The sequence below is a fragment of the Deinococcus sp. genome, from assembly GCF_030523985.1.
Taxonomy (GTDB): Bacteria; Deinococcota; Deinococci; order Deinococcales; family Deinococcaceae; genus Deinococcus.
In genome coordinates, this window is the sequence record NZ_JAUNHK010000050.1 from 1 (window position 1) to 19,998 (window position 19,998).

Consider the following 19,998-nt stretch of genomic DNA (forward strand, 5'->3'; position numbering starts at 1 on the left):
GGGCCTGACCCAGTACAGGTTGGCGACCTGAAGCGGCGCGAGTGCCCCGGCGCGGTCTGAACCCGCGAGTTTGAAGGTCACTTTCCGCATCAGCTTGTTGCCGAGTTCGGCGTGCTTGCCGAGAGCCTCCGCCGTGTACTTGGCCTTCCACTCGGTCATGGGCACATCCAGGGTGCGCTGCGTGGGGTCGGCGGCAAAGGCTTTGGCGGCGGCGGCGGCGTTCGCCTGGCGGCCCGGCGTGTCGGGGGTCAGCACGGCGTACTGCCGGGTCGCAGGGTCGAAGCCCACGGTGGCATTCTTGGGCTGGGTCGCCAGTCCGGCGGTCAGCTTCTTCAGGGTCGCCTGGGCCTGGGCCGTGTCCACCCGGTTGACCAGGGGCAGGTCGCGTGGCTGGGGCTTACCCACCAGTCCCAGCGCCCGCTCGGACCAGGGACGCGCTTCGCTGAGCTTTTCGGCGGCGGCCACACTCTGGGGCACGTCGACCCGGTAGCCCAGTTCACTGGCCTCCACCGTCCAGCTTTTGTCCCCGGCCCGGACCTGCACGTTGGCGGTCTGGGCCCCGGTCTTGGCCCCCTCTTCTACGGCTTTCACGGCTTCTGCGGTGGTCAGCCCCCCCACCGGCACGCCCCCCACGCTTAGGCCCGGAGCCAGTTTGCCCGCCTGAGCCGAAACCCCCAGAGTCAGGCCCACGCCCAGAAGTGCGGCGGCTCCCAGTCCCACCAGTGCATAGTTGGTCGCTCGCGTTCGCGTCATCCTTTTCATTGTAGGCAATCGGCTTCTGAGAAATCGAAAAAGCTGCTCGCGTCACGGGAGCGCCTGTTCCCAGAAGCGCGGGTGCTCAGTTCGTCGCCCCGCCCTCCTCGTTGTAGCGCTCTTCCGCCGCCCGCTTGAGCGGATTGTTTTCGGTCAGCGGCGTTTCGACCTCGGCCCCCAGACGCGGCTGGTCGGTGGCTCCCGGGCCGGGCAAGAAGCGGTGACTCAGCGCCAGCACGTCCGCCGTGAGTTGCGGGGCCAGGGCCTGCGCCGAGCGCAGCAGCAGGGCGGGGCCACCGATCATCGCCTCGGCGTCACCGCGCACCAGCGCCTGCACGATGCGGCGGGCGGCTTCGTCTGCGGCCAGTGTCAGCACCGGCAGGTTGGCGAGGGTGGCAAACAGCGCGTACTCGCGTTCGTGCTGCCCCTTGACGGTGGCCTGCCGGGCGCTGCCCGTTCGCATCAGGCCAGGGCAGACAGTGGTGACGGTCACGCCCTGCGCGGCGAGTTCGGCCCGCAGCCCCTGCCCCAGCCCCACCGACGCGAATTTGCTCACGGAATAGGGCACCAGATGCGGCACGGCGACCTTGCCCCCCACCGAGGACACCAGCAGCACCCGCCCCTGACGGCGGCGCAACTGCGGCAGGAAAGTCTGCACCAGTCGCAGTGGGGCGAACGCGTGAATTTCCATCACGTCGCGGAAATCCTCTTCGGTCATGTTGTCCAGCGGCCCCGTCTGAATCAGTCTGGCGTTGTGAACCAGCACGTCCAGATCACCGAAATTGGCCGCCGCTTCGCGCACCTGTTCGGCACTTTCGGCCCATGTCAGGTCGGCGGCCACCACCTGCACCTCGGCTCCTTTCGCCCGCAACTCGGCAGCGGCGGTTTCGAGGTCGCTGCGGGTTCGGGCGACCAGGGTCAACCGTGCTCCCCGGCCCGCCAGTTCGCGGGCGAGGGCCAGCCCCAGACCCCGCGACCCACCGGTAATCAGCACGTGCTTGCCGCGCAGGTCGGCGGTGGGTTTCAGGGCGCGACGGCCTGCCAGGGCCAAGGCTCCGGCGGTCAGAAGCAGACGTTTGGGAAGGCGCATACGCCAGTCTGACCCGCAGGGGCCGCTAGAGTAAAGCCATGACGCAGCCCTCCCCCGAGCGCACCCTGTTTGAGCGGATCATCGCCCGCGAAATTCCCAGCCAGATCGTCTACGAAGACGAGAACTATATCGCCATCAAGGACATCGCGCCCAAAGCGCCCATTCATCTGCTGGTGATTCCCAAGCGGGTGACGACGCGGGTAGACGAAATCACCGACCCCACCGAGATGGGCCGCCTGTGGGTCAAGGCGACCGAAATCGCCCGGCAGCAGGCCCCCGACTACCGTCTGGTCGTCAACTGCGGCGCGGGCGGCGGACAGGTGATCTTTCACACCCACATTCATATCCTGGCTGGCTGGGAAGGTGGCCCCGACAACGACACCGGCAGCGCCTGATGCCGGGTGACCGACCCGAGATGCCCGCTGCAGTGCTGTTCGACCTCGACGGCGTGCTGGTCGAAAGCGAAGGTGTCATTGCCCTGGTCTGGCAGCGTGCCCTGGCCGAAGCGGGGCTAGACGTGACCCTGCCGGAAATTGCCGAGCACTTCACCGGTCAGCCGTTCGGCGGCGTGCTGGACTACCTGCACGGGCAGCACGGGTTTACGCCGCCGCCGGGCTTTCTCGACCTGCTCGAAGACCGTTTCAATGCCGCCATGTCCGAAGTCGTTGCCATTGAAGGTGCGGCCCAGACCTTGCAGGCGCTGCGGAACGCGGGGCGACCCTTCGCCGTCGCCAGCAACAGCGAACGCGAACGGCTGCACCTCAAGCTGCGCGTGACGGGTCTTGCCGACCTGGTGGGCGAACATGCCTATGACCCGTCTTGGGTAGAAGGACGCGCCAAGCCGCTGCCCGACCTGTATGCCTTCGCAGCGGGGCGGCTGGGCGTGGAAGCCGCGCACTGCCTGGTCATCGAAGACAGCGTGGTCGGGGGCCGCGCCGGACTGGGAGCGGGGGCCGAACTGTGGGGCCTGCTGGCCGAGGGCCACCCCCACCCCGACGGTGCGGCGGCCTTGCAGCATCTGGGGGCCAGTCGAATTCTGCGCTCGCATGACGAACTGCGCCGCGCCCTGGCCGAACGCGGTCTGCTGCCACCCGACACCGAGACATGAGAAACGATTTCGGGAGCAGCTAGATTCCCTCAAGGCCCAATTCAGCGCACCGTCAGTCCGGGCCACTAAGCTGAACGCATGATTTCCGCACCAATGTCACGTTTCGGACTGCTGGCCCTCACTGGGCTGCTCATGGGCTGCACCGCCACCGGGCCGGGCAACCTCCGCGTTCATGAAGCCACCATCTACGGCGCGGGGGCGCAGCGCATCGTCTGGGTCTACGGTGACGCCGGAACGACTGGCAGCAGCTCGCTCAAACTCGGGAGCGATACGGTGACCGTCCGGCCCCAGACCGACGGCGGAGCCGTGCCCGGTTCGCTGAGTGTCAACGGCAAGGCCACCTATACCGCTCCGGTCAGCGACCCCACGCCGCGCCTGAGCCTGAGCCGAGACAACGCGGGCAACTTCACCGCCGAGGCATTGGGCGGCACGCGAGTTAAGGCGGTGTATTACACCGACGGAAGGCAGTGGCAGCAACTCGCTTCGGTCTCGGGGCGCACCACAGCCCGCACGGTGACGGGGCTGCGCGGCAGCGGCAACCTCACCGACGCCGAAGCCGACGTGCTGACCCGCGCCCTGTCCGGCCAGGGGCCGCTGGCGATAGCGGTGCTGGACGAAACCACTGTGCCCGACGCACCCATCGTGGTCGAGCCGAAATCCACCGAGCAGCGCCGCACGGCCCTGTACGTCCTGCCCGCCTCACAAATCACGACGGTGACGACCAGCACGACCAGCACCACGACCACCGTCACCCCCACTCAGGGAGGACAGACCATGAACGCCACCGAAGTGGCCCGTGGCACCAACGCCGCTGCCGAGAGTGCTGCCGTGGTGGTTGCCCGCACCAGCAGCGAAGTCCGCGCCCTGTACAACGTCGCCTACGGGCGTCAAACGGGCAGCCCTTCGCTTCCCAGCCTGCGCCCTGGCGAAGCCCTGGTCGGCATCTTCATCGGCCAGCGGGGTACTGGGGGCTACGGCGTGGGCCTGAACAGCGCCAGCATGCAGGGAAATGTCCTGAACCTGAAGGTCGAACTGACCGCTCCCAAACCGGGCGGCATCACCACCCAGGCCCTCACCAGCCCCTGGGTCATCGTGAAAGTCACGGCCCCTTTCAGCGACGTACAGGTCACCGACCAGAGCGGGCGCAGCTTCCCTTACTGAGCTTCCAGCGCAGCAGGAAACACCGGGCCTTCTGAATGTGCCCGGTGTTTTTTTTCTGGGATAAAAGAAAACCCCCCGCCAGCAACGACGGGGGATGGAATCAACGGTATTCAGCGGCCCGAGGGTACGAATTCGCGGTCGGAGAAGTCTTCACGGCGCGGGCCACGCTCGTCGCGTTCGCGGCTCCAACGGCCTCCACCTTCGCCACGGCCTCCGCTGCGGTTGCCGCCGCCGTAGCCGCCGCGTCCGCCGCCGGAGTTGCCGCCGCGACCATAACCGCCGCGTCCACCTTCGTCACGGTAACCGCGTCCGCCCTGGTAGCCGCCATTATCGCGGCGCTCGCGGGTGGGCTGCTCGAACAGTTCGGGCAGTTCCTGGGCCACTTGCACTTCCACCTGACCGTCGAGCGGCGAAGCCGCCATCAGCTTCTCGACAAACTCGCTGGGCACGTCGGCCACGGTGCCACCGCGCCACTGGCGCACTTTGCCCAGGCGGCGGGTGTCCACGTCCACCGCGCGGGCCAGCAGCGCCACGGTGCGGGGCACGCTCAGGCGCTCGCCGTGCAGGATCAGGGTGGTCAGCCCCTCTTCACCGCTGAGCAGGCTGGCGGCCTTGGCGGGTTCGGTCACGCCGCTGATTTTGGCGAGCGCACGGGCCAGGGCTTCCAGCCCCAGTTCGCTGAACAGCTTCTCGGCCTCGGCCTGGAAGCTTCCAGCCACGCCCGCGTCCACCTTGCGGACCATGTCGGCACTCGCACGGGCGCTGGCCTCGGCCACTTCCTTGGGCGTGGGCAGGGTACGTTCCTTGAAGCGCACGCCGGTGATACGTTCCAGACCCATCATTTCACGGTTGTCGCGGTCACCGTACATGATGATGGCGGTCCCGGTGCGCCCGGCGCGGCCCGTGCGGCCCGAACGGTGCACGTAGCTCTCGGGGTCCTGCGGCAGGTGGTACTGCACCACCAGGTCCACCTCGGGGATGTCGAGGCCACGCGCCGCCACGTCGGTGGCGACCAGCACGCCCACGCGCCCGCTGCGGAAGGCCCCCAGGGCACGCTCACGCTGGGTCTGCGCGAGGTCACCGTGCAGCGCCTCGGCTTCCAGGCCACGGTGAATGAGTTCGTTGGCGAGTTCGTCGGCTTCGCGCTTGGTGCGGGTAAAGACGATGGCCTTTTCGGGGTTGTAGATGGTCAGCAGGTCGGCCAGCACACGGGTGCGGCTGCGGCCCACCTTGACCTTGAGGTGCTCGACGGTCTGCGCGGCCTGCGACTTGCCCTCGCCCACCATGTCCACGATGATGGGGTCTTTGAGGTAATTGCGGCTCAGGCGCTTGATGTCGTTGTTGAGGGTCGCGCTGAACAGCAGGGTCTGGCGCTCCTCGGGGGTCTTCTGGAGAATGCTCTCGATGGCGTCGGCAAAGCCCACGCTCAGCATCTCGTCGGCCTCGTCCAGCACGGCGAATTCAACGGCGCTGAGGTCGAGGTTGCCACGTTCGAGGTGGTCGATCAGGCGTCCGGGGGTGCCCACCACGATGTCCGCGCCACGACGCAGGGCGTTTTCCTGGGGAGCGTATGCCGCGCCGCCGTAGACGGTCACAGTGGTCAGGCCGGGCGCACTCTTGGAAAACTCGTCGGCGACCTGCTTGGCGAGTTCGCGGGTGGGGGCCACCACGATGGCGCGGGGCAGGCGGCTGCGCTCACGGCTGGGTTCCAGCTTCATGATGATGGGCAGCGCGAAAGCGAGGGTCTTGCCGGTGCCGGTGCGGGCGCGGCCAATCATGTCTTTGCCCGCCAGGGTGTGGGGAAGGCTCTGCTCTTGGATGGGGCTGGCTTCGGTAATGCCGCGTTCGGCAAGTCGCGCCGCGAGTTCGGGCGCAATCAGTTCTGCAAAGTTCATTTGTGGTCCTTTCGGGAGAAGTCCCCTGGTGACCAGCAAACGCTCCTGTAGCACAGCTTTCGCCTGATTGCCCGTCACTCAAAGTCAGTTAAAAAGAGGAAATTCTCCAGCCGCCCCAGGCCTTCCTGGCAGCGGCGTACAAGAAAACAGATTACACGAAAGGGAGACTTTAGGCAAGAGGGAGCAGCAGTCGGTTCAGGCAGAGATGCAGGAGAGATGAAAGAGATGACGCCCGACAAGCGGTTCAGGCTGTGTCAGGCGTCGGGCAAGGGTGCGTTTGGGGTGCTGCTCAGGCCAGGTCTTTGGTCAGAATCTCATCCATCAGGCGTTCGGCCAGGGCGGTAATCGTCAGGTAGGGGTTGACGCCGAGCAGCCTCGGAATGAGGGAGCCGTCGGTGACGTACAGGCCCTGGTATCCCGGCAGGCGGCCATAGGCGTCGGTGACCTGACCCAGCACCGCGCCGCCGAGCGGGTGGTAGGTGAAGTCGGCGTTGAAGACCTCGCCGTTGCCGAACAGGTCATTGCGGTACAGCGTGCCCTGCTGGCGGTTGATGACATCGAAGGTGGCCCTGACTTTCTCGATGGCGGGTCTGTTCATGGACCGCACCCAATTCGAGGTGAGTCGCCCGTTTTGCAGACTGAGCGTGCCCGAGTTGGGGTTGTCGGCAATCACCAGATAGAACTGCAGGTACAGTTCCAGCGGAACGGGCAGCGGCGCGATTTCCGCGAAGCAGGCGTTGGGCGAGTCCCAGTTGTCGATGCCCAGCACCGGCACCATGGACTGTTTGTTGCCCGTGGGCCGCCAGAGGTGGTTGGCCCGCCCGAAGGTCACGTTGCCGTTCGCGCCCCAGCCCCGGCCCAGTTCCGGCGAAAGGTCGGTCAGGTAGCCCTGCGCCGCCGAGCGCAGCAGAATTTCGGTGGTGCCGACCGACCCCGCGCCGAAGTACACCCGGCGGGCCAGATAGGTGGGCCGGGCGACGATGGTGCCGTCGAAGTTCCTGACCTGCGTTTCCACGCGGTAGCCGCCAGTCGCAGGCCGCACCGTCAGCACCTCGGTCATGGTGTGAATCTCGACCCGCCCTGTGGCCTCGGCCCGGCCCAGGTACGTTTTCGTCAGGTTACGTTTGCCGTGGTTGTTGCCGAAAATGAGTTCCCCGTTCAGCGCGGAGCGCGGCACCCGGCCCGCCGCTTCGGCCTGCATGTAGGCGAAATCGTAGTTGTTGGGAATATCGACGACCTTGTAGCCCGCCTGCTGGGCGTCCCGCCGTCCGGTCCGGGCGTACTGATACCAGGGCGTGCTTTCCATAAACGCCGGGTCAATGCTCGAAATCCCCAGTTCCCGCTCGGCGCGGGGCAGGTAGGTGGCGAAAAATTCCTCGACATCCACAGCAGGAAGTTGCTTGGCGACCATGTCACGCCGTGGGCGCGGGGCCATACCCGCATTGACCAGCGAACCGCCGCCCACCCCCCGGCCCAGATAGACATCCATGTCACCGAGTTGACGGCGGTCGAGTGCGCCGGGGCCTCGCCGGGTCCACTGCTCGACACTGAGGCCCAGGAAGGTATTCATCGGCAACTCGGTGCGGTTGCGGTACCACATCGAGCGCGAGTCAGGCTTCATGATCGGCGTAAAGATTTTGCCGTCACTGCCCGGCGTGTCCCAGCGCTTGCCCATTTCGAGCATGGTCACGCGCTGGCCGACGCTCGCCAGCCGGTACGCCGCCACCGCGCCGCCGTAGCCCGTCCCGATAATCAGGTGATCAACGGCCTCCAGCGCCTGCCCCGAGAGCCGCGTGCCCGCCTGGGGCGTGCGCACCTGGGCGCAACTGGAAGCCACCGCCGCGACGACCGGAGCCGCCAGCGCTGCCGAAAGAAAAGACCGCCGAGAAATATTTTTGTTTGACACAATGCATTGTGATATAAGTCATACTCTTTGTCTACATTTGTGAAATTTTTCTTTTTTGCGATGCGGTCCGCTCAAAGCTGTGCCCCTTCCTCGCTGGAAGCTGGCGCGACCTTCAGCGGAAAGACCCCGGTAAAGAGGCGCGGCCACGCGAGGCGGGCGGGGGCGGCGTGCAGCGTAAAGGGCAGGGCGGCAAACTGCTCCTGCCAGAGCTGCCGCATTCGTGGCTCCATGCGGGCGGCGAGTTCCTGTTCGGCCCGCTCGCGCTGCTCGCCCAGGTCGAAGGGACTAGGGCGGTCCAGCGCCGAGCGCACCTCGGAACGCACGAACGCCTGATACAGCGCGTCGTCCACCAATCGGGAAAAGAGTGCCCCGACACGCTCGGCCCGGTCGGTCACCAGCGGGGCCAAAGCGCCGAACGCCACCGCGCTGCCCAGCGTGTTGCCCGCCGTGTTCCATGCGCTGTAGCCCGCCAGCCGCGCCAGTGGAAAGCCGCGCAGCAAGCCCCACAGCCGCCGCTCGGCCCCGTTGGGATAGGCGATGTCGGCCAGCGACACGGCCCGGCCCGCCGCCACGTCGCGCCGCAGGGTGTCCACGAAGGCGGGCAGGTGGCGGTGCGGCGTGTCTACCGTCGCCAGGTCGGGCTGCACGTTGGCCTGCCGCCGCCCCGGCGTGTTGACCGCCAGCACGAAATCGGCCTCCTGCACGCTGTCGGCCAGCACGCACCCGGCGGCCCGCAGGTGCGCGAGGACGAGTTCTCCGGCGGGGCGGTCTTCATAAATGAGTTCGGCCCCCGCGCCCAGCGTGCCGGAGTAGCGCACCCAGGCGCGGGCGGGCGGGCGGCCCTCACGCAGCGCCCGCGTGACCAGCGCACACGGCACCTCGTCGGCTCCGGGGTAGGTGTCGAAGCGGTCCCACACGCCCAGTTCGTCGGCCCGCGCTTCCAGCATCCGGCGGTCATAGGCAGCCAGCCCGTACTCGGACGTGTCGTCCAGCGTGACGCACAGGTGGGTCAGCACCCCCTCTGCCAGCAGGTCCAGCGCGGCGAGGTGCAGGGCGCGGTTGCGTTCGCGGGTGCCCAGCCAGTCGGCCAGAATCTCGGCGGGCACGGCGGCGCGGGCGGCGTCCAGGGCGGCCCGTTCTGCCTCGCCGTGCCGGGCGTGGCGGTCGAAGGCCGTGCTGTAGGCCCGCAATTCGCGCCCCCAGTCGCCGTAGTACGGTTTTTCCTCGTGGGGGTCGTTGTCGTGCGCCACCCGCACCACCACCCCGAAGGCGTAGAGCTTGAGGCCCGGAAAGGCGCGGTGCAGTTCACGCAGGAGGTTCAGCCGCTCCAGCGCCGTGTCCAGAGCGTCACTCACCCGCCGCGCCGGAATCATGCCGCCCAGACACAGGGTTTCCAGACACAGCACCAGCGCGTCGGCCCCCCGCGCCGCTTCGTGCAGCCACGCCGCCAGCGCGTCCGTGTCGCCGGGGGTGAAGAAGTGGGGCAAGGCTTCGGCAGGCGGCACGTCCACCACGGCCCCGGTCATGCGGCCTAGGGCGGCGGGCAGGTCCAGGGTCGGTGGGCGGGTATCGGGCGGCACGAGCAGCAGACGCGGCATACCTGCCCAGGCTAGCGTGAGGCGCTGCTAGACCTCCCCCGCCGCGCCCCCGCCCCCCGCGCTAGCCTCCCCGGATGAACGCAGGGACGGCGACGGAACAAACAGGACACACGGTGGCTTTTCAGGGCAACCCCGGCAGCTACGGCGAAATCGCGGCCCTCAACGCTGTACCGCAGGTACGCGAAACGCTGGGCTACCCGACCTTTCATGAGGTGGTCCGCGCCGTGGAAAGCGGCGAAGCCGACTACGGCGTGCTGCCCGTCGAAAACAGCCTGATGGGGGCCATTCATCAGGCCATCGACCTGCTGACCGAAACCGAACTCGAACTGCACGTCACGGGCGAGGTCGTGGTACGCGTGAGCCACTGCCTGATGGCGCTGCCGGGCGTGACCCTGGAGGACATCCGCAAGGTGGGCAGCCAGCAACCCGCCCTCGACCAGTGCACGTACCTGATTCGCAAGCACGGCTGGCAGCCGCTGGCCAAGCACGACACGGCAGGCAGCGCCAAAGACCTCGCCGAACGCGGCGCACGCGACGAGGCCGCCATCGCCAGTCGCCGCGCCGCCGAGTTGTACGGGCTGAACATCCTGCAAAGTGCCGTGGAGGACGAACCCTTCAACTTCACCCGCTTCATGGTGCTGGCCCGCCACGAAGCTCCCGAAAGCGACGCGCCGCACAAGACCAGCCTGGTCTTCGCCGTGCGCCACACCCCCGGCTTTCTGGTCGAAACGCTGAACGAACTGCGCGGCCTCAACCTCTCGCGCATCGAGAGCCGCCCGCGCCGTGACCGGGCCTGGAGTTACCTGATGTACGTGGACATCGAGGGCAAGGCGAGCGACCCACAGGTGGCGCTTGGCCTGGCCGGGGTGCTGCGAAAGGCCAGCTACGCCAAGATTATCGGCAGTTATCCGGTGGCGCAGGGGACAGTGGAATAAGGGTGTCGAGGGCAAAGGCGCGAAGGCGGGGGAAGGCTCCTGCTACGGATATGAAACGCTGACCCCGCGCCTGCCCACCATGACCGCGTTCCGCCCGTCACAGCCCCGCTCGTTCTCCATCCCCTCCTCCCGACAACCCTGCTGTTCCCCGCTGGGTGCCGCTTTTCGGCCTGCCTAACCCTGTTAGCCTGCCCGTGATGAGCGCTCCCGCTTCGCCCCCTTCGCGTACCGACCCCGTCAAGATTGCCGCCATCGGGGTCGGGATCGCGCTGCTGGTGCTGGGGCTGAAGTTCGTGGCCTACCTGATGACCGGCAGTGTGGCGCTGTATTCGGACGCGATGGAAAGCATCATCAACGTGGTGGCGTCGGGGGCGGCCCTGCTGGCGCTGCGTGTGGCGGCCCGTCCCGCCGACGACAACCACCCTTACGGTCACACCAAGGCCGAGTACCTGAGCGCGGTGGCCGAGGGGGTTCTCATCGTGATGGCCTCGCTGAGCATCCTCAAAGTCGCCCTGCCGGAACTGGTACAGCCCAAAGTCACCGAAGCGCCGTGGCTCGGCCTGGGCATCAATCTGGTCGCCAGTGTCATCAATTTCGCCTGGGCCAACGTACTGCTGCGGGTAGGGCGCAGCAGCCGCAGCCCGGCCCTGCAAGCCGACGGCAAACATGTGATGAGCGATGTGGTCACCAGTGTCGGCGTGCTGGTCGGGGTGGTTCTGGCGCGGCTGAGCGGCTGGCATGTGCTCGACCCCCTCCTGGCCGTGATGGTCGCCCTCAACATCCTGTGGAGCGGCTGGCATCTGCTGAGCAGCAGCGTGGGCGGCCTGATGGACGCGGGGGTAGACCCCGAAACGGCGGCCCTGCTGCGGCAGGTCGTCAGCACCCACGCGACGGGGGCGCTCGAAGCCCACGACCTGCGCACCCGTCACTCGGGCCGCCTGACCTTCGTCGAGTTTCATCTGGTCGTGCCGAGCGACATGACGGTGCAAGATGCCCACGCCATCTGCGACCGACTGGAACAGGCCATTCAGGAAGCCATAGACGGGGCGCACATCACCATTCATGTCGAGCCGCAGGACAAGGCCAAGCACAGCGGCGTCCTCTTTCTCTGAAAAGGGGACGAAAAGCCCCCTCTAGGTACGTCAAACCTGACATTTCGCATTTTCTGGACAGAGCCGAAAACGCTGCATTCCCGGTTCGACGTACTTTTCCCGATATTCGCTCCGCTCGATTCATCTGAAGATGAACTACGAGGTATTTACAGTTGAGCCAAATCGGTCATGCCCCGGGCGTAACCCTGCACCGTGTTGCGCCGGGTACTGTTCAGCAGCGGCGCGACCAGCCCGAAGCCGCGCAGGCCCTGTTCGTGATGGCTGCTGATCAGGAGCGTGACCCGGTCATCGTCCTGCCACTCCACCAGCAAGCGCTCCCACAGCCGATAAACCTGCCCGTCGAGGCTGCCGAGGGTAAAGCCCCAGCAGCGGTCTTCCTCGGTCAGCGTCATGACCCGGCACCCCTGCAGGACGGTAACCAGACCGATGCGCTGCTCCAGCAGCACGTCACGCCCGATGACCGGGGGGCCGTGGGTGTGCACCCGCACGCCCGACTGACGGTGAGGCCGCCACGACCACAGCGCCGAACGCGCATTCAGAAATGCCCCTTGCCCCTGGCCCAGATCAACCTGAAGGCGCAGGTGGTTGGACGCCCCGATGTCCGGCACGACCACGTCAAGCGCCGCGAGCGACTGCAAGGTGGCGTCCACCGTACTTTCGCCCACCTGTCCGAACACGTAAGGGCGCGGCTCGGCGGGCGCGGGCACGTCTTCCGGCGGGTGGGCGACGGGCGGCAACGGAGCGTCGTGGCGTTTGCGCTGGCTGGGAGGCAGATGCCGCCATTCCTGGGCGGGCAGCGCGTCTTCAGCCGGGCGGCTGGCCCGGTGAACCGGGAGCTCGGGCTGTTCCAGCAGATTGATGAGTTCCAGCCGGGACAGATTCGGCAACGTGGGGTCATAGAGACCAGGAAATTCGCTGCCGAAGGTGTCGAAGGTGGGCGCCGTTCGCCCCGCCAGGGACAGCCCTGGGTCCAGCAGTGCCTGAAGAGGAGCCACCTTCAGCGAGGGCAGAACTGAGCGCCAGGCCGATTCCGGAGAAGGCGAGGGTTCGTGGAGCGGTGGAATGGCCGCAGGCGTGGCCCACCCCTTTCCCCGACCGGATCTGGATTTGGGACGGGACGACGCCTCCTGCCGTTCTTCTTCAGCGTCCTCGCGCTCGTCCGTTCGAAACACGGCCCTATTGTTCCACAGTTACTGTCGAGCAGGCTCCCGGCCTCTCCCCCGTTCCCCCTCAGGCGCTCACCCACTCGCGCAGCACCTGTTCGAGGTGGGCGTCGTCGAGTTCGCCCTGCTCTGCCAGCGCCTTGATGTGGTCGGTCACGCGCCGCAGGGCGTCTTCGCCGTAGTGCAGCCCCAGTTCGCGGGCCTTGTAGGCAATCGCGTGTTTGCCCGTCACCTTACTGGCGGCCTGAATGCGGCGGCCCACGCCGAAGACGCCGGGCGGAATCGCCTCATACGCGCCGGGGTTGAGGTAGATGGCCTTGAGGTGCATTCCGGCCTTGTGGTTGTAGGCAAATTCACCGGTCAGGTAGTTGTTCCAGGGCACGGGCAAATCCACCATCCGGGCAATCATGCGGTCGAGTTCAGGCAGCAGTTCGAGGTTGTACTTGTCGATCAGCCCCTGGGGGTCGAAGGTGAACATGCGGGCAAGCAGCCCACCGAGCGGCGTGATGCCGTTGCGCTCCCCGATGCCCAGGATGGTGGTGTCGATGTGGGTGGCCCCCGCCTCAATCGCTTCGTAGGCGTTGCTGACCGCGCAGCCGGTGTCGTTGTGGCCGTGAAACTCGATGCCACATTCGGCATGAATCACCTTGCGAACCTCGCGCACCAGGGTGTACACCTGCCGGGGGGTCGCCACCCCGACGGTGTCCGCCAGCCCGACCCGGTGAACGCCCAGCGCCGACACCGCGCCGTACACCGCCATCAGGTCGGCTTCCTCCGAGCGGAAGGTGTCCTCGGCGGAAAACCGGATTTCGAGTTCGGGGTGCTGCGTCTTGATCCAGCCGATGACCTCGCTGGCCGTGTCGATAATCTGCCCGATGCTCTTGCCGTGCGAGAACTCACGCAGAAAGGAACTGGTGCCGAACAGCAGGTCGAGGCCGTCTACCCCGGTATCTACCGCCCGCTGCACGTCTTCCATGTGGCAGCGCACGTGGGTCAGGAATTTGGCCTTCAGGCCCAGCCCGGTCAGCTTGCGGATGTCCTGCCGCGTCTGCTCGCTCACCATCGGGGTGGTCACTTCGATGTATTCGGCCCCGAAGGCGTCGAGCGCACGGGCGATTTCCACCTTGTCGTCCGTGCCGAAGTTGCCGCGTGCGAACTGTTCCCCCTCACGCAGGGTCGAGTCAATGATGGCCCAGGAACGGGCAGGAATCAGCGGAGCAACATCGGTCATAAAAATCACCGCTATTGTTCCGCCCACCCTAATAAATGTCAATTATTTTTCGGAATTTCTTTTCAATTGCTAGGCAAAGTTGTCTATATCCAGACCTCATATGAATTTGAACTCTACTTTTCGAAGCCCTCCTCCTGCGACTTCTTGTGAATCAGCATCGTGCGTTTGCACTGCGCGACCAGTTCGCCGTGCTGGTTGTAGGTGCGGTGGTGGGCCGTGACCAAACCCTGACCGGGGCGGCTTTTGCTCTCGCGGGCTTCGGTGATTTCGGACTCGACGCGCAGGGTATCGCCGTGAAACACGGGCTTAGGAAAGGTCACGTCGGTCAGCCCCAGGTTGGCGACCAGCGTACCCAGGCTGAGTTCATGCACGCTGATCCCGACCATCAGCGCCAGCGTCATCATCGAGTTGAACAGCGGCTTTCCGAATTCGGACTTGCTGGCAAAGTCGAAGTCCAGATGCAGCGGCTGCGGGTTCATGGTCAGCGTCGTAAACAGGATGTTGTCCGACTCGGTGACGGTGCGGGTCACGCGGTGGCGAATGAGGGTGCCGACGGGCAATTCCTCGAAATAGCGTCCGGCGGGGCGGTTCAGGTCTTCGTTCATAGGTCTACCTCACAGCGTCCCGCCGAGCTTGGGCAGGACGGAAAAAACTGGGGCCAGCAGGCTTACCGGAAATGGGGAGCTTGCGGCGGTTTTACCATGTTTGACCGGGTGCGGGCACGCCCGAGCGTCGGCACTCGCCTGCCGCCCATGAGTGACATACTCAACATACTCGCCGGGTGCTATGCTGCGCGGCGAACCTAAATCGGTTCAAAGGGAAGCGCAAGGTCTGGGTCTTGGCCCAGAAGACGAGGTGAAGGTCAGCGAATTATCTGCGGATGCCTTCAGGTCAGAAACAGCAGGGCCTACCCGCCCGTCCATGACGGGAAATTCAGCGATAACCCCGCAGCGATGCGGCCATAAGGCTGAATAAGCTGTCAAAAAAGGGAAGCAGGAGGGCCGGGGGAAAGGGGCGTATTGGCCTTTTGCCCTCAGGGATGGCCCTGCATTCCTGCAAAGGAGTCTTCTATGTGTGGAATCGTCGGTTATATCGGCTCCCGTCAGGCACAGGACGTGCTGATGTCGGGCCTCAGCAAACTCGAATACCGTGGCTATGACAGCGCGGGCGTGGCGGTGGGCGACGGTCAAGGCATCGTCGTTCGCAAGAAGGCGGGCAAACTCGCCAACCTTGCCGAAGAACTTGCCCTGTCTCCGCTGAGCGGCAGCTTCGGCATCGGGCACACCCGCTGGGCCACCCACGGGCCACCCAACGACACCAACAGCCATCCCCACGCCACCGAAAACGGCGACATCGTGCTCGTGCACAACGGCATCATCGAGAACTACCTCGAACTCAAGGCGGGGCTGCTGGAGCGCGGGCATACCTTCAAGTCCGACACCGACTCGGAAGTGGTCGCCCACCTGATCGAAGAAGCCTACCAGGGCGACCTGGAAACGGCGGTGCGTGCGGCGCTCGCGCAGGTGCGCGGGGCTTACGCGCTGGTCGTGACCCACAAGGCCCACCGTCAAATCGTTGCGGCCCGCACTGTCAGCCCGCTGGTGATGGGCGTGGGCGAGAACGAAGTGTTTCTGGCATCGGACGTGCCCGCGCTGCTGGCCTACACCCGCGAAATGGTGTTCATCCAAGACGGCGACATGGTGATTCTGGACGACGGCGGCAGCTACCGCCTGACCGACATGCAGGGCAACCCCGTAGAGCGTCAGGTCGAAACCATCGAGTGGGACGCCGAAGCGGCAGAAAAGGGCGGTTTTGATACCTACATGCTCAAGGAAGTCTTCGAGCAGCCCCAGGCCCTGAGCAACACCCTGCTGGGCCGCCTGCAAGATGGCGAGGGCAGCATTCAACTCGACATCGGCCTCGACCCCAAGTCCTTTGACCGCATCCATATCGTGGCGTGTGGCACGGCCTACTACGCGGGCATGGTGGGCAAATACCTCATCGAGCAACTCGCCCGTATTCCCGTCGAGATTGACGTGGCAAGCGAATATCGCTACCGCCACCCCATCGTGACCAAAGGGACGCTGGCGATTGCCGTAAGTCAGTCGGGCGAAACCATCGACACCCTCGAAGGGATGCGCGAGGCCAAGGCAGGCGGCGCCCAGACGCTGGGCATCATCAACGCCAAGGGCAGTTCGATGACCCGCGAACTCGACGACACGCTCTACATCCACGCTGGCCCCGAAATCGGCGTGGCGAGCACCAAGGCGTATACGTCAATGGTGAGTGCCTTCCTGCTGCTGGCGCTGTGGCTGGCCGAAAAGCGCGGCACGGTGGACGTGGCGGAAGTCAAGCGCCTGAGCGCCGAAGCCCGCGCCCTGCCCCGTCTGGTGACCGAGGCCCTCTCGGACGAGCGGGTCGCCCGCGTGCGCGAAGTGGCCCAGAAGTACCACCAGGCCCGCGATTACCTGTTCCTCGGGCGCGGCGTCAACAGCCCCACCGCCTTTGAAGGGGCGCTGAAGCTCAAGGAAATCAGCTACATCCACGCCGAAGCCTACGCAGCGGGCGAGATGAAGCACGGGCCGATCGCCCTGATCGACGACCACTTGCCCGTCGTGGTGGTCGCCACCGAAAGCCGCCTGCTGGAAAAGACGATTTCCAATGTGCAGGAAGTGCGGGCACGCGGGGGCCGCGTCATCCTGCTGCTCAGCGACGGCGACACCGAGAACGCCCAGCACGGCGACGACGTGATTTACGTGCCCCGCTGCGACGAATTCATCAGTCCCATCGTGAACGCGGTGCCCATGCAACTGCTGGCTTACTACACCGCCGACACCCTCGGCAAAGACGTGGACAAACCGCGCAACCTCGCCAAATCGGTGACGGTGGAGTAACCGGGAAATTCGACAAAAGCGCGTTCAGGCTATGTCCTAGACGCGCTTTTGCACCGTTTACCGCTTCATACGGGGCTGGGCTTTACTCCGCACATCCGAGGAAAGTACCCGAATGTGCTCTGCTGCGCAGCTTTGCAAGTCCGCGCCGCCCAGCCCCGTTTCTTCTTCTACTCCCCGCGCTGAAAGCGGGCCTCCGAAGCGGTTCTATCGGCCCTGCGCCGCTTCGCTCTGCTCGGAAAAACGGTTTGGATGCCCAAACTATTTTTCAAAGCCGTATCAGAGTTCTTCAGCCAGTTTTTCGGCGCTCAGGGCACCCGCCAAGGCCTCGAGCGCCTCCGCTTCGTCGGCACCGCTTGCCTCCACCTTGAAGGTCGTTCCGGCCTGAATGCCCTGACTCAGCACTTGCATCAGGTTCTTGAGGTTTACACGGTCTTCGGCGACCAGGGTGAGATCACTGCTGAAACCCTTGGCCACCTTGACGACAGTGCTGGCGGGACGGGCGTGCAGGCCCTGGGGGTCGGTCATTTTGAAGGTCTTTTCAATCATGGGAAACTCCTTGGACGGCCTGGGTGCGAGGGGTAACGGGCGAACCGAGCAAGCGCGGCCCATCCCGGCTCCACTCTGCAACATGCCACAATTTTTCAGGTCGGGCCAGAGACGGAAGCGACCTCGCCCAGCATGGCTCGGGCCTTGACCAGCATCGGCTCGTCCACCATCTGCCCCTCGAAGCTGAAGGCCCCGTGCCCACGAGCAGCAGCCTCGGCAGCGGCGTCCAGCAGGCGGCGGGCCCGTTCGCGGTCGGCCTCGGTGGGCCCGAAATACTCGTGCGCGAGGGCCACCTGCGCCGGGTGAATGCAGAGTTTGCCGCAGTACCCCAGCGCCCGGCCCTGTTCGGCGTCGGCACGGAATACCTGCTCGTCCCCCAGCGCCGTCACCACGATGTCCAGCACCGGAACTCCCGCCAGCCGCGCCGCGAGCGCCACCCGCGAACGGGCGTACAGGACCTCCAGATTGCCGGGCGTACGCTTGCCGCCCAGGTCGGTGGTGTAGTCCTCGGCCCCGAAATAGGCCCAACCTACCCCCTCCACCTCCATGATGTCGCGGGCGTTCCAGACCCCGGCCCCCGTTTCCAGTCCCACCAGAATGGGCATCGTCAGCCCGCGCTCGCGCAGCGCCTGCACCGCCTGCCGCGCTTCGTCCGCCGTTTCCAGTTTGGGCACCACCACGCCCGTCAGTTCGGGAAACAGCGCCCCGAGGTCGTCAGCGAAATAGGGCGAGTGCAAAGCATTGACCCGCATGAACACTGCCAGTCCGGGCGCGGCCCCCATCAGGTCACGGGCGGCGTCATGCGCCACCGGACGGGCCGCGGCCTTGGCCTCGGGCGTACCGGGAACGGCGTCTTCAAGGTCAATGACCACCGCATCCGGCGCGGAGCGGGGCAGCTTGGCAATCAGGTCGGCGCGGTTCCCCGGCGCGAACAGCATCGAGCGAAAAAGCGTCGTCATCTGGCATCCTCCTGCAAACAAACGTTTGTTGACCCTGAGTATCGGGGCCGGAGTATAGGGGCCGTGCCAGCCCTGCCGAGCCTCAGAACGCTACGTCCTGAACGACCGGGTGCAGCAACACCTCGTCGATGCGGACATGCTCGGGGGCGCTCAGCGCGTACAGCACCGCTTCCGCCACGTCGTCGGGTTTGAGCCACTGGGCCTTGTGGTCCTCGCCCTGCTGCGTGTCGCCAAAAAAAGTGTCCACCATGCCGGGGCGAATCTCGGTCACGCGTAGGCCATAGGCGTGCCCCTCGGAGGCGAGCGCCTGGGTCACGGCCCGCTGAGCGTATTTGCTGGCGGTGTAGAGCGCTCCGGTGGCGAAGGTGCGGGCCGACACGTCGCTGGTCACGTTGACCACCTGCCCCCATCCCAGTGACTGAAAGTGGGGCAACAGGGCGCGGGTCATCAGCAGCGTACCCAGGACGTTGGTGTCCATCACGCGGCGATAGTCGGCCTCGGTGATGTCCTGCACGGGTTTGAACACCCCCACCCCGGCATTGTTGACGAGTGCATCTACCCCCGCGCGGCGGGCCTGCTCCGCGAAAGCCTCCACACTGCCCGCGTCGGTCACGTCCAGCGGCACAAATGTCGCCCCCTCGCACACCACGCCCGACACGTCCCGCGCTCCGCCGATGACGGTGGCCCCCTCGGCCGTCAGCTTCTGCACCACGCCCAGGCCGATACCCTTGCTCGCCCCGGTGACGGCCACTACGCGGCCCTGCAATACTCCTCCATCTTTGCGGTTCATGGCAGGCAGCATAGAGGGTCGAGTCCTGACTGACGGCGGCATGACGCAGCTCGCACGTTCCTCATAGAAGCTTCATGGTGCTGTTTGTGGCAACGGGTAGGGTAATCGGCAATGACTCGTGCGTTTTCCATCTCTCTCCGTGCGCTGCGCCCACAGGCCACCCGCCTGAGCGTCCTGGCCCTCCTGACGGCGGGTCTGTCGCTCGCCGCGCCCCTCAAGCTGAGCAACTTGCCGGTCACGGTGGAACCCAGCCCCAAGCTGCTCACGCTGACCCCCGCCGGAATTCGCAGCGCCTTTCCCTCGGCCACCGGGCGACCGGGCGCAGTTTTCATGACCGAGGACCGCAAGGTGAGCGTGGCGCTGGAGTGGCGCACCGGCAAGCTGGCACCCAACGAGGTCGAGCAACTCGTGAAGCAGTTCCCGGCGGTGATTCGCTCGCAGGTGCCGGGCATCAAGGCGCTCAAGTCCGACATGGTGCAGCTCGGCGGCAAGCCTTGGGCACAGTTCATCTTCACCACGCCGGGCCAGGGCGACGACCTGCGGCGCGAACTGCTGATGACCAGCGCCGGGGGCCGCATTCTGGTCATGACCATTGCGGGCAACGTGCGCGACTACAGCCGCAACGAAGCGCTGATTCGCAGCTTCGCCAACAGCGTGCGCGTGAACTGAGGAGGTCGAACCGGGAATGAAGCGTTCTTCGGTTCTGTTCCGAAAACGCGAAGTGTTAGGTTCGATGTCGTGAAGTCCCACAGCGACGTGACCGGGTACACCCGCAGGGTGGGCCAGTACCTGAGCATGGGCAGCGGCCCGCGCATTAGACTGAGTTCACCGTGCCGAGTCTGCCTGCCCCTGAACCC

General features: G+C 65.8%; 18 protein-coding genes. 7 read left to right on the forward strand and 11 right to left on the reverse strand.

Going from position 1 to position 19,998, the window contains the following annotated elements:
- Positions 1-753: peptidoglycan binding domain-containing protein (locus Q4C89_RS08745; protein ID WP_303102222.1), on the reverse strand; the 753-nt coding region annotated here is incomplete at its 3' end.
- Positions 754-838: 85 nt separating this feature from the next.
- Positions 839-1,843: an SDR family oxidoreductase gene (locus Q4C89_RS08750; RefSeq protein WP_303102223.1), complete on the reverse strand. Its 1,005-nt coding sequence runs from the start codon at positions 1,841-1,843 to the stop codon at positions 839-841.
- A gap of 38 nt (positions 1,844-1,881) precedes the next feature.
- Here Q4C89_RS08750 and Q4C89_RS08755 point away from each other — a divergent pair, with 38 nt between their 5' ends.
- The 3 genes from Q4C89_RS08755 (at position 1,882) to Q4C89_RS08765 (ending at position 4,112) form a co-directional block, all read left to right on the forward strand.
- Positions 1,882-2,238 carry a histidine triad nucleotide-binding protein gene (locus Q4C89_RS08755; RefSeq protein ID WP_303102224.1) on the forward strand — a complete coding sequence of 119 codons (357 nt, stop codon included), beginning with the start codon at positions 1,882-1,884 and terminating at the stop codon, positions 2,236-2,238.
- 20 nt (positions 2,239-2,258) lie between these two features.
- Positions 2,259-2,951, forward strand: coding sequence for an HAD family phosphatase (locus Q4C89_RS08760; RefSeq protein ID WP_303102225.1), 693 nt, complete (start codon positions 2,259-2,261; stop codon positions 2,949-2,951).
- 78 nt (positions 2,952-3,029) lie between these two features.
- Entirely contained in the window at positions 3,030-4,112 is a 1,083-nt protein-coding gene (locus tag Q4C89_RS08765) for a protease complex subunit PrcB family protein (protein ID WP_303102226.1), read from the forward strand.
- A gap of 110 nt (positions 4,113-4,222) precedes the next feature.
- Here the strand turns inward: Q4C89_RS08765 and Q4C89_RS08770 are convergent, their stop codons facing one another.
- The 3 genes from Q4C89_RS08770 to Q4C89_RS08780 all read right to left on the reverse strand — a co-directional run bounded on the left by Q4C89_RS08770 (position 4,223) and on the right by Q4C89_RS08780 (position 9,511).
- Complete coding sequence (locus Q4C89_RS08770; RefSeq protein ID WP_303102227.1) at positions 4,223-6,007, reverse strand: DEAD/DEAH box helicase; 1,785 nt, start codon at positions 6,005-6,007, stop codon at positions 4,223-4,225.
- Positions 6,008-6,296: 289 nt separating this feature from the next.
- Positions 6,297-7,913 (reverse strand): FAD-dependent oxidoreductase, encoded by a 1,617-nt coding sequence (locus Q4C89_RS08775; RefSeq protein WP_303102228.1) that lies wholly within the window; start codon positions 7,911-7,913, stop codon positions 6,297-6,299.
- Positions 7,914-7,984: 71 nt separating this feature from the next.
- Positions 7,985-9,511, reverse strand: coding sequence for a DUF4127 family protein (locus Q4C89_RS08780; RefSeq protein ID WP_303102229.1), 1,527 nt, complete (start codon positions 9,509-9,511; stop codon positions 7,985-7,987).
- 74 nt (positions 9,512-9,585) lie between these two features.
- On the opposite strand from Q4C89_RS08780, the gene Q4C89_RS08785 reads away from it, so the two are divergent.
- Together Q4C89_RS08785 and Q4C89_RS08790 are read left to right on the forward strand one after the other, a co-directional pair.
- Complete coding sequence (locus Q4C89_RS08785) at positions 9,586-10,446, forward strand: prephenate dehydratase (protein ID WP_303102230.1); 861 nt, start codon at positions 9,586-9,588, stop codon at positions 10,444-10,446.
- Between the two features lie 197 nt (positions 10,447-10,643).
- Positions 10,644-11,558, forward strand: coding sequence for a cation diffusion facilitator family transporter (locus tag Q4C89_RS08790; RefSeq protein WP_303102231.1), 915 nt, complete (start codon positions 10,644-10,646; stop codon positions 11,556-11,558).
- Between the two features lie 146 nt (positions 11,559-11,704).
- Here the strand turns inward: Q4C89_RS08790 and Q4C89_RS08795 are convergent, their stop codons facing one another.
- The 3 genes from Q4C89_RS08795 to Q4C89_RS08805 all read right to left on the reverse strand — a co-directional run bounded on the left by Q4C89_RS08795 (position 11,705) and on the right by Q4C89_RS08805 (position 14,557).
- Positions 11,705-12,553 carry a DUF1990 family protein gene (locus Q4C89_RS08795; protein WP_303102232.1) on the reverse strand — a complete coding sequence of 283 codons (849 nt, stop codon included), beginning with the start codon at positions 12,551-12,553 and terminating at the stop codon, positions 11,705-11,707.
- Between the two features lie 235 nt (positions 12,554-12,788).
- On the reverse strand, positions 12,789-13,952 hold the full coding sequence (gene lysS / locus Q4C89_RS08800) for a homocitrate synthase (RefSeq protein ID WP_303102233.1): 1,164 nt from the start codon (positions 13,950-13,952) through the stop codon (positions 12,789-12,791).
- 113 nt (positions 13,953-14,065) lie between these two features.
- Entirely contained in the window at positions 14,066-14,557 is a 492-nt protein-coding gene (locus Q4C89_RS08805; protein WP_303102234.1) for a MaoC family dehydratase, read from the reverse strand.
- A 465-nt stretch (positions 14,558-15,022) separates the two neighbouring features.
- On the opposite strand from Q4C89_RS08805, the gene glmS reads away from it, so the two are divergent.
- Positions 15,023-16,846 carry a glutamine--fructose-6-phosphate transaminase (isomerizing) gene (glmS, locus tag Q4C89_RS08810; protein ID WP_303102235.1) on the forward strand — a complete coding sequence of 608 codons (1,824 nt, stop codon included), beginning with the start codon at positions 15,023-15,025 and terminating at the stop codon, positions 16,844-16,846.
- Positions 16,847-17,122: 276 nt separating this feature from the next.
- Here glmS and Q4C89_RS08815 read toward each other — a convergent pair whose 3' ends face one another.
- The 3 genes from Q4C89_RS08815 to Q4C89_RS08825 all read right to left on the reverse strand — a co-directional run bounded on the left by Q4C89_RS08815 (position 17,123) and on the right by Q4C89_RS08825 (position 19,141).
- A complete protein-coding gene (locus Q4C89_RS08815; protein ID WP_303102236.1) occupies positions 17,123-17,392 on the reverse strand; it encodes an HPr family phosphocarrier protein in 270 nt (89 codons plus the stop codon).
- A 95-nt stretch (positions 17,393-17,487) separates the two neighbouring features.
- Positions 17,488-18,351, reverse strand: a complete 864-nt coding sequence (locus Q4C89_RS08820; protein WP_303102237.1) for a CoA ester lyase — start codon at positions 18,349-18,351, stop codon at positions 17,488-17,490.
- Positions 18,352-18,433: 82 nt separating this feature from the next.
- Positions 18,434-19,141: an SDR family oxidoreductase gene (locus Q4C89_RS08825; RefSeq protein ID WP_303102238.1), complete on the reverse strand. Its 708-nt coding sequence runs from the start codon at positions 19,139-19,141 to the stop codon at positions 18,434-18,436.
- A 111-nt stretch (positions 19,142-19,252) separates the two neighbouring features.
- Here Q4C89_RS08825 and Q4C89_RS08830 point away from each other — a divergent pair, with 111 nt between their 5' ends.
- Positions 19,253-19,810 carry a hypothetical protein gene (locus Q4C89_RS08830; protein ID WP_303102239.1) on the forward strand — a complete coding sequence of 186 codons (558 nt, stop codon included), beginning with the start codon at positions 19,253-19,255 and terminating at the stop codon, positions 19,808-19,810.
- Positions 19,811-19,998: the final 188 nt, after the last annotated feature.

What these genes read in the sequence shown, in the direction of transcription:
- Q4C89_RS08750 (WP_303102223.1), bottom strand. Translation starts at nt 1,843, where the DNA reads ATGCGCCTTCCCAAACGTCTGCTTCTGACCGCCGGAGCCTTGGCCCTG.
- Q4C89_RS08755 (WP_303102224.1), top strand. Translation starts at nt 1,882, where the DNA reads ATGACGCAGCCCTCCCCCGAGCGCACCCTGTTTGAGCGGATCATCGCC.
- Q4C89_RS08760 (WP_303102225.1), top strand. Translation starts at nt 2,259, where the DNA reads ATGCCCGCTGCAGTGCTGTTCGACCTCGACGGCGTGCTGGTCGAAAGC.
- Q4C89_RS08765 (WP_303102226.1), top strand. Translation starts at nt 3,030, where the DNA reads ATGATTTCCGCACCAATGTCACGTTTCGGACTGCTGGCCCTCACTGGG.
- Q4C89_RS08770 (WP_303102227.1), bottom strand. Translation starts at nt 6,007, where the DNA reads ATGAACTTTGCAGAACTGATTGCGCCCGAACTCGCGGCGCGACTTGCC.
- Q4C89_RS08780 (WP_303102229.1), bottom strand. Translation starts at nt 9,511, where the DNA reads ATGCCGCGTCTGCTGCTCGTGCCGCCCGATACCCGCCCACCGACCCTG.
- Q4C89_RS08785 (WP_303102230.1), top strand. Translation starts at nt 9,586, where the DNA reads ATGAACGCAGGGACGGCGACGGAACAAACAGGACACACGGTGGCTTTT.
- Q4C89_RS08790 (WP_303102231.1), top strand. Translation starts at nt 10,644, where the DNA reads ATGAGCGCTCCCGCTTCGCCCCCTTCGCGTACCGACCCCGTCAAGATT.
- lysS (WP_303102233.1), bottom strand. Translation starts at nt 13,952, where the DNA reads ATGACCGATGTTGCTCCGCTGATTCCTGCCCGTTCCTGGGCCATCATT.
- Q4C89_RS08805 (WP_303102234.1), bottom strand. Translation starts at nt 14,557, where the DNA reads ATGAACGAAGACCTGAACCGCCCCGCCGGACGCTATTTCGAGGAATTG.
- glmS (WP_303102235.1), top strand. Translation starts at nt 15,023, where the DNA reads ATGTGTGGAATCGTCGGTTATATCGGCTCCCGTCAGGCACAGGACGTG.
- Q4C89_RS08815 (WP_303102236.1), bottom strand. Translation starts at nt 17,392, where the DNA reads ATGATTGAAAAGACCTTCAAAATGACCGACCCCCAGGGCCTGCACGCC.
- Q4C89_RS08820 (WP_303102237.1), bottom strand. Translation starts at nt 18,351, where the DNA reads ATGACGACGCTTTTTCGCTCGATGCTGTTCGCGCCGGGGAACCGCGCC.
- Q4C89_RS08825 (WP_303102238.1), bottom strand. Translation starts at nt 19,141, where the DNA reads ATGAACCGCAAAGATGGAGGAGTATTGCAGGGCCGCGTAGTGGCCGTC.
- Q4C89_RS08830 (WP_303102239.1), top strand. Translation starts at nt 19,253, where the DNA reads ATGACTCGTGCGTTTTCCATCTCTCTCCGTGCGCTGCGCCCACAGGCC.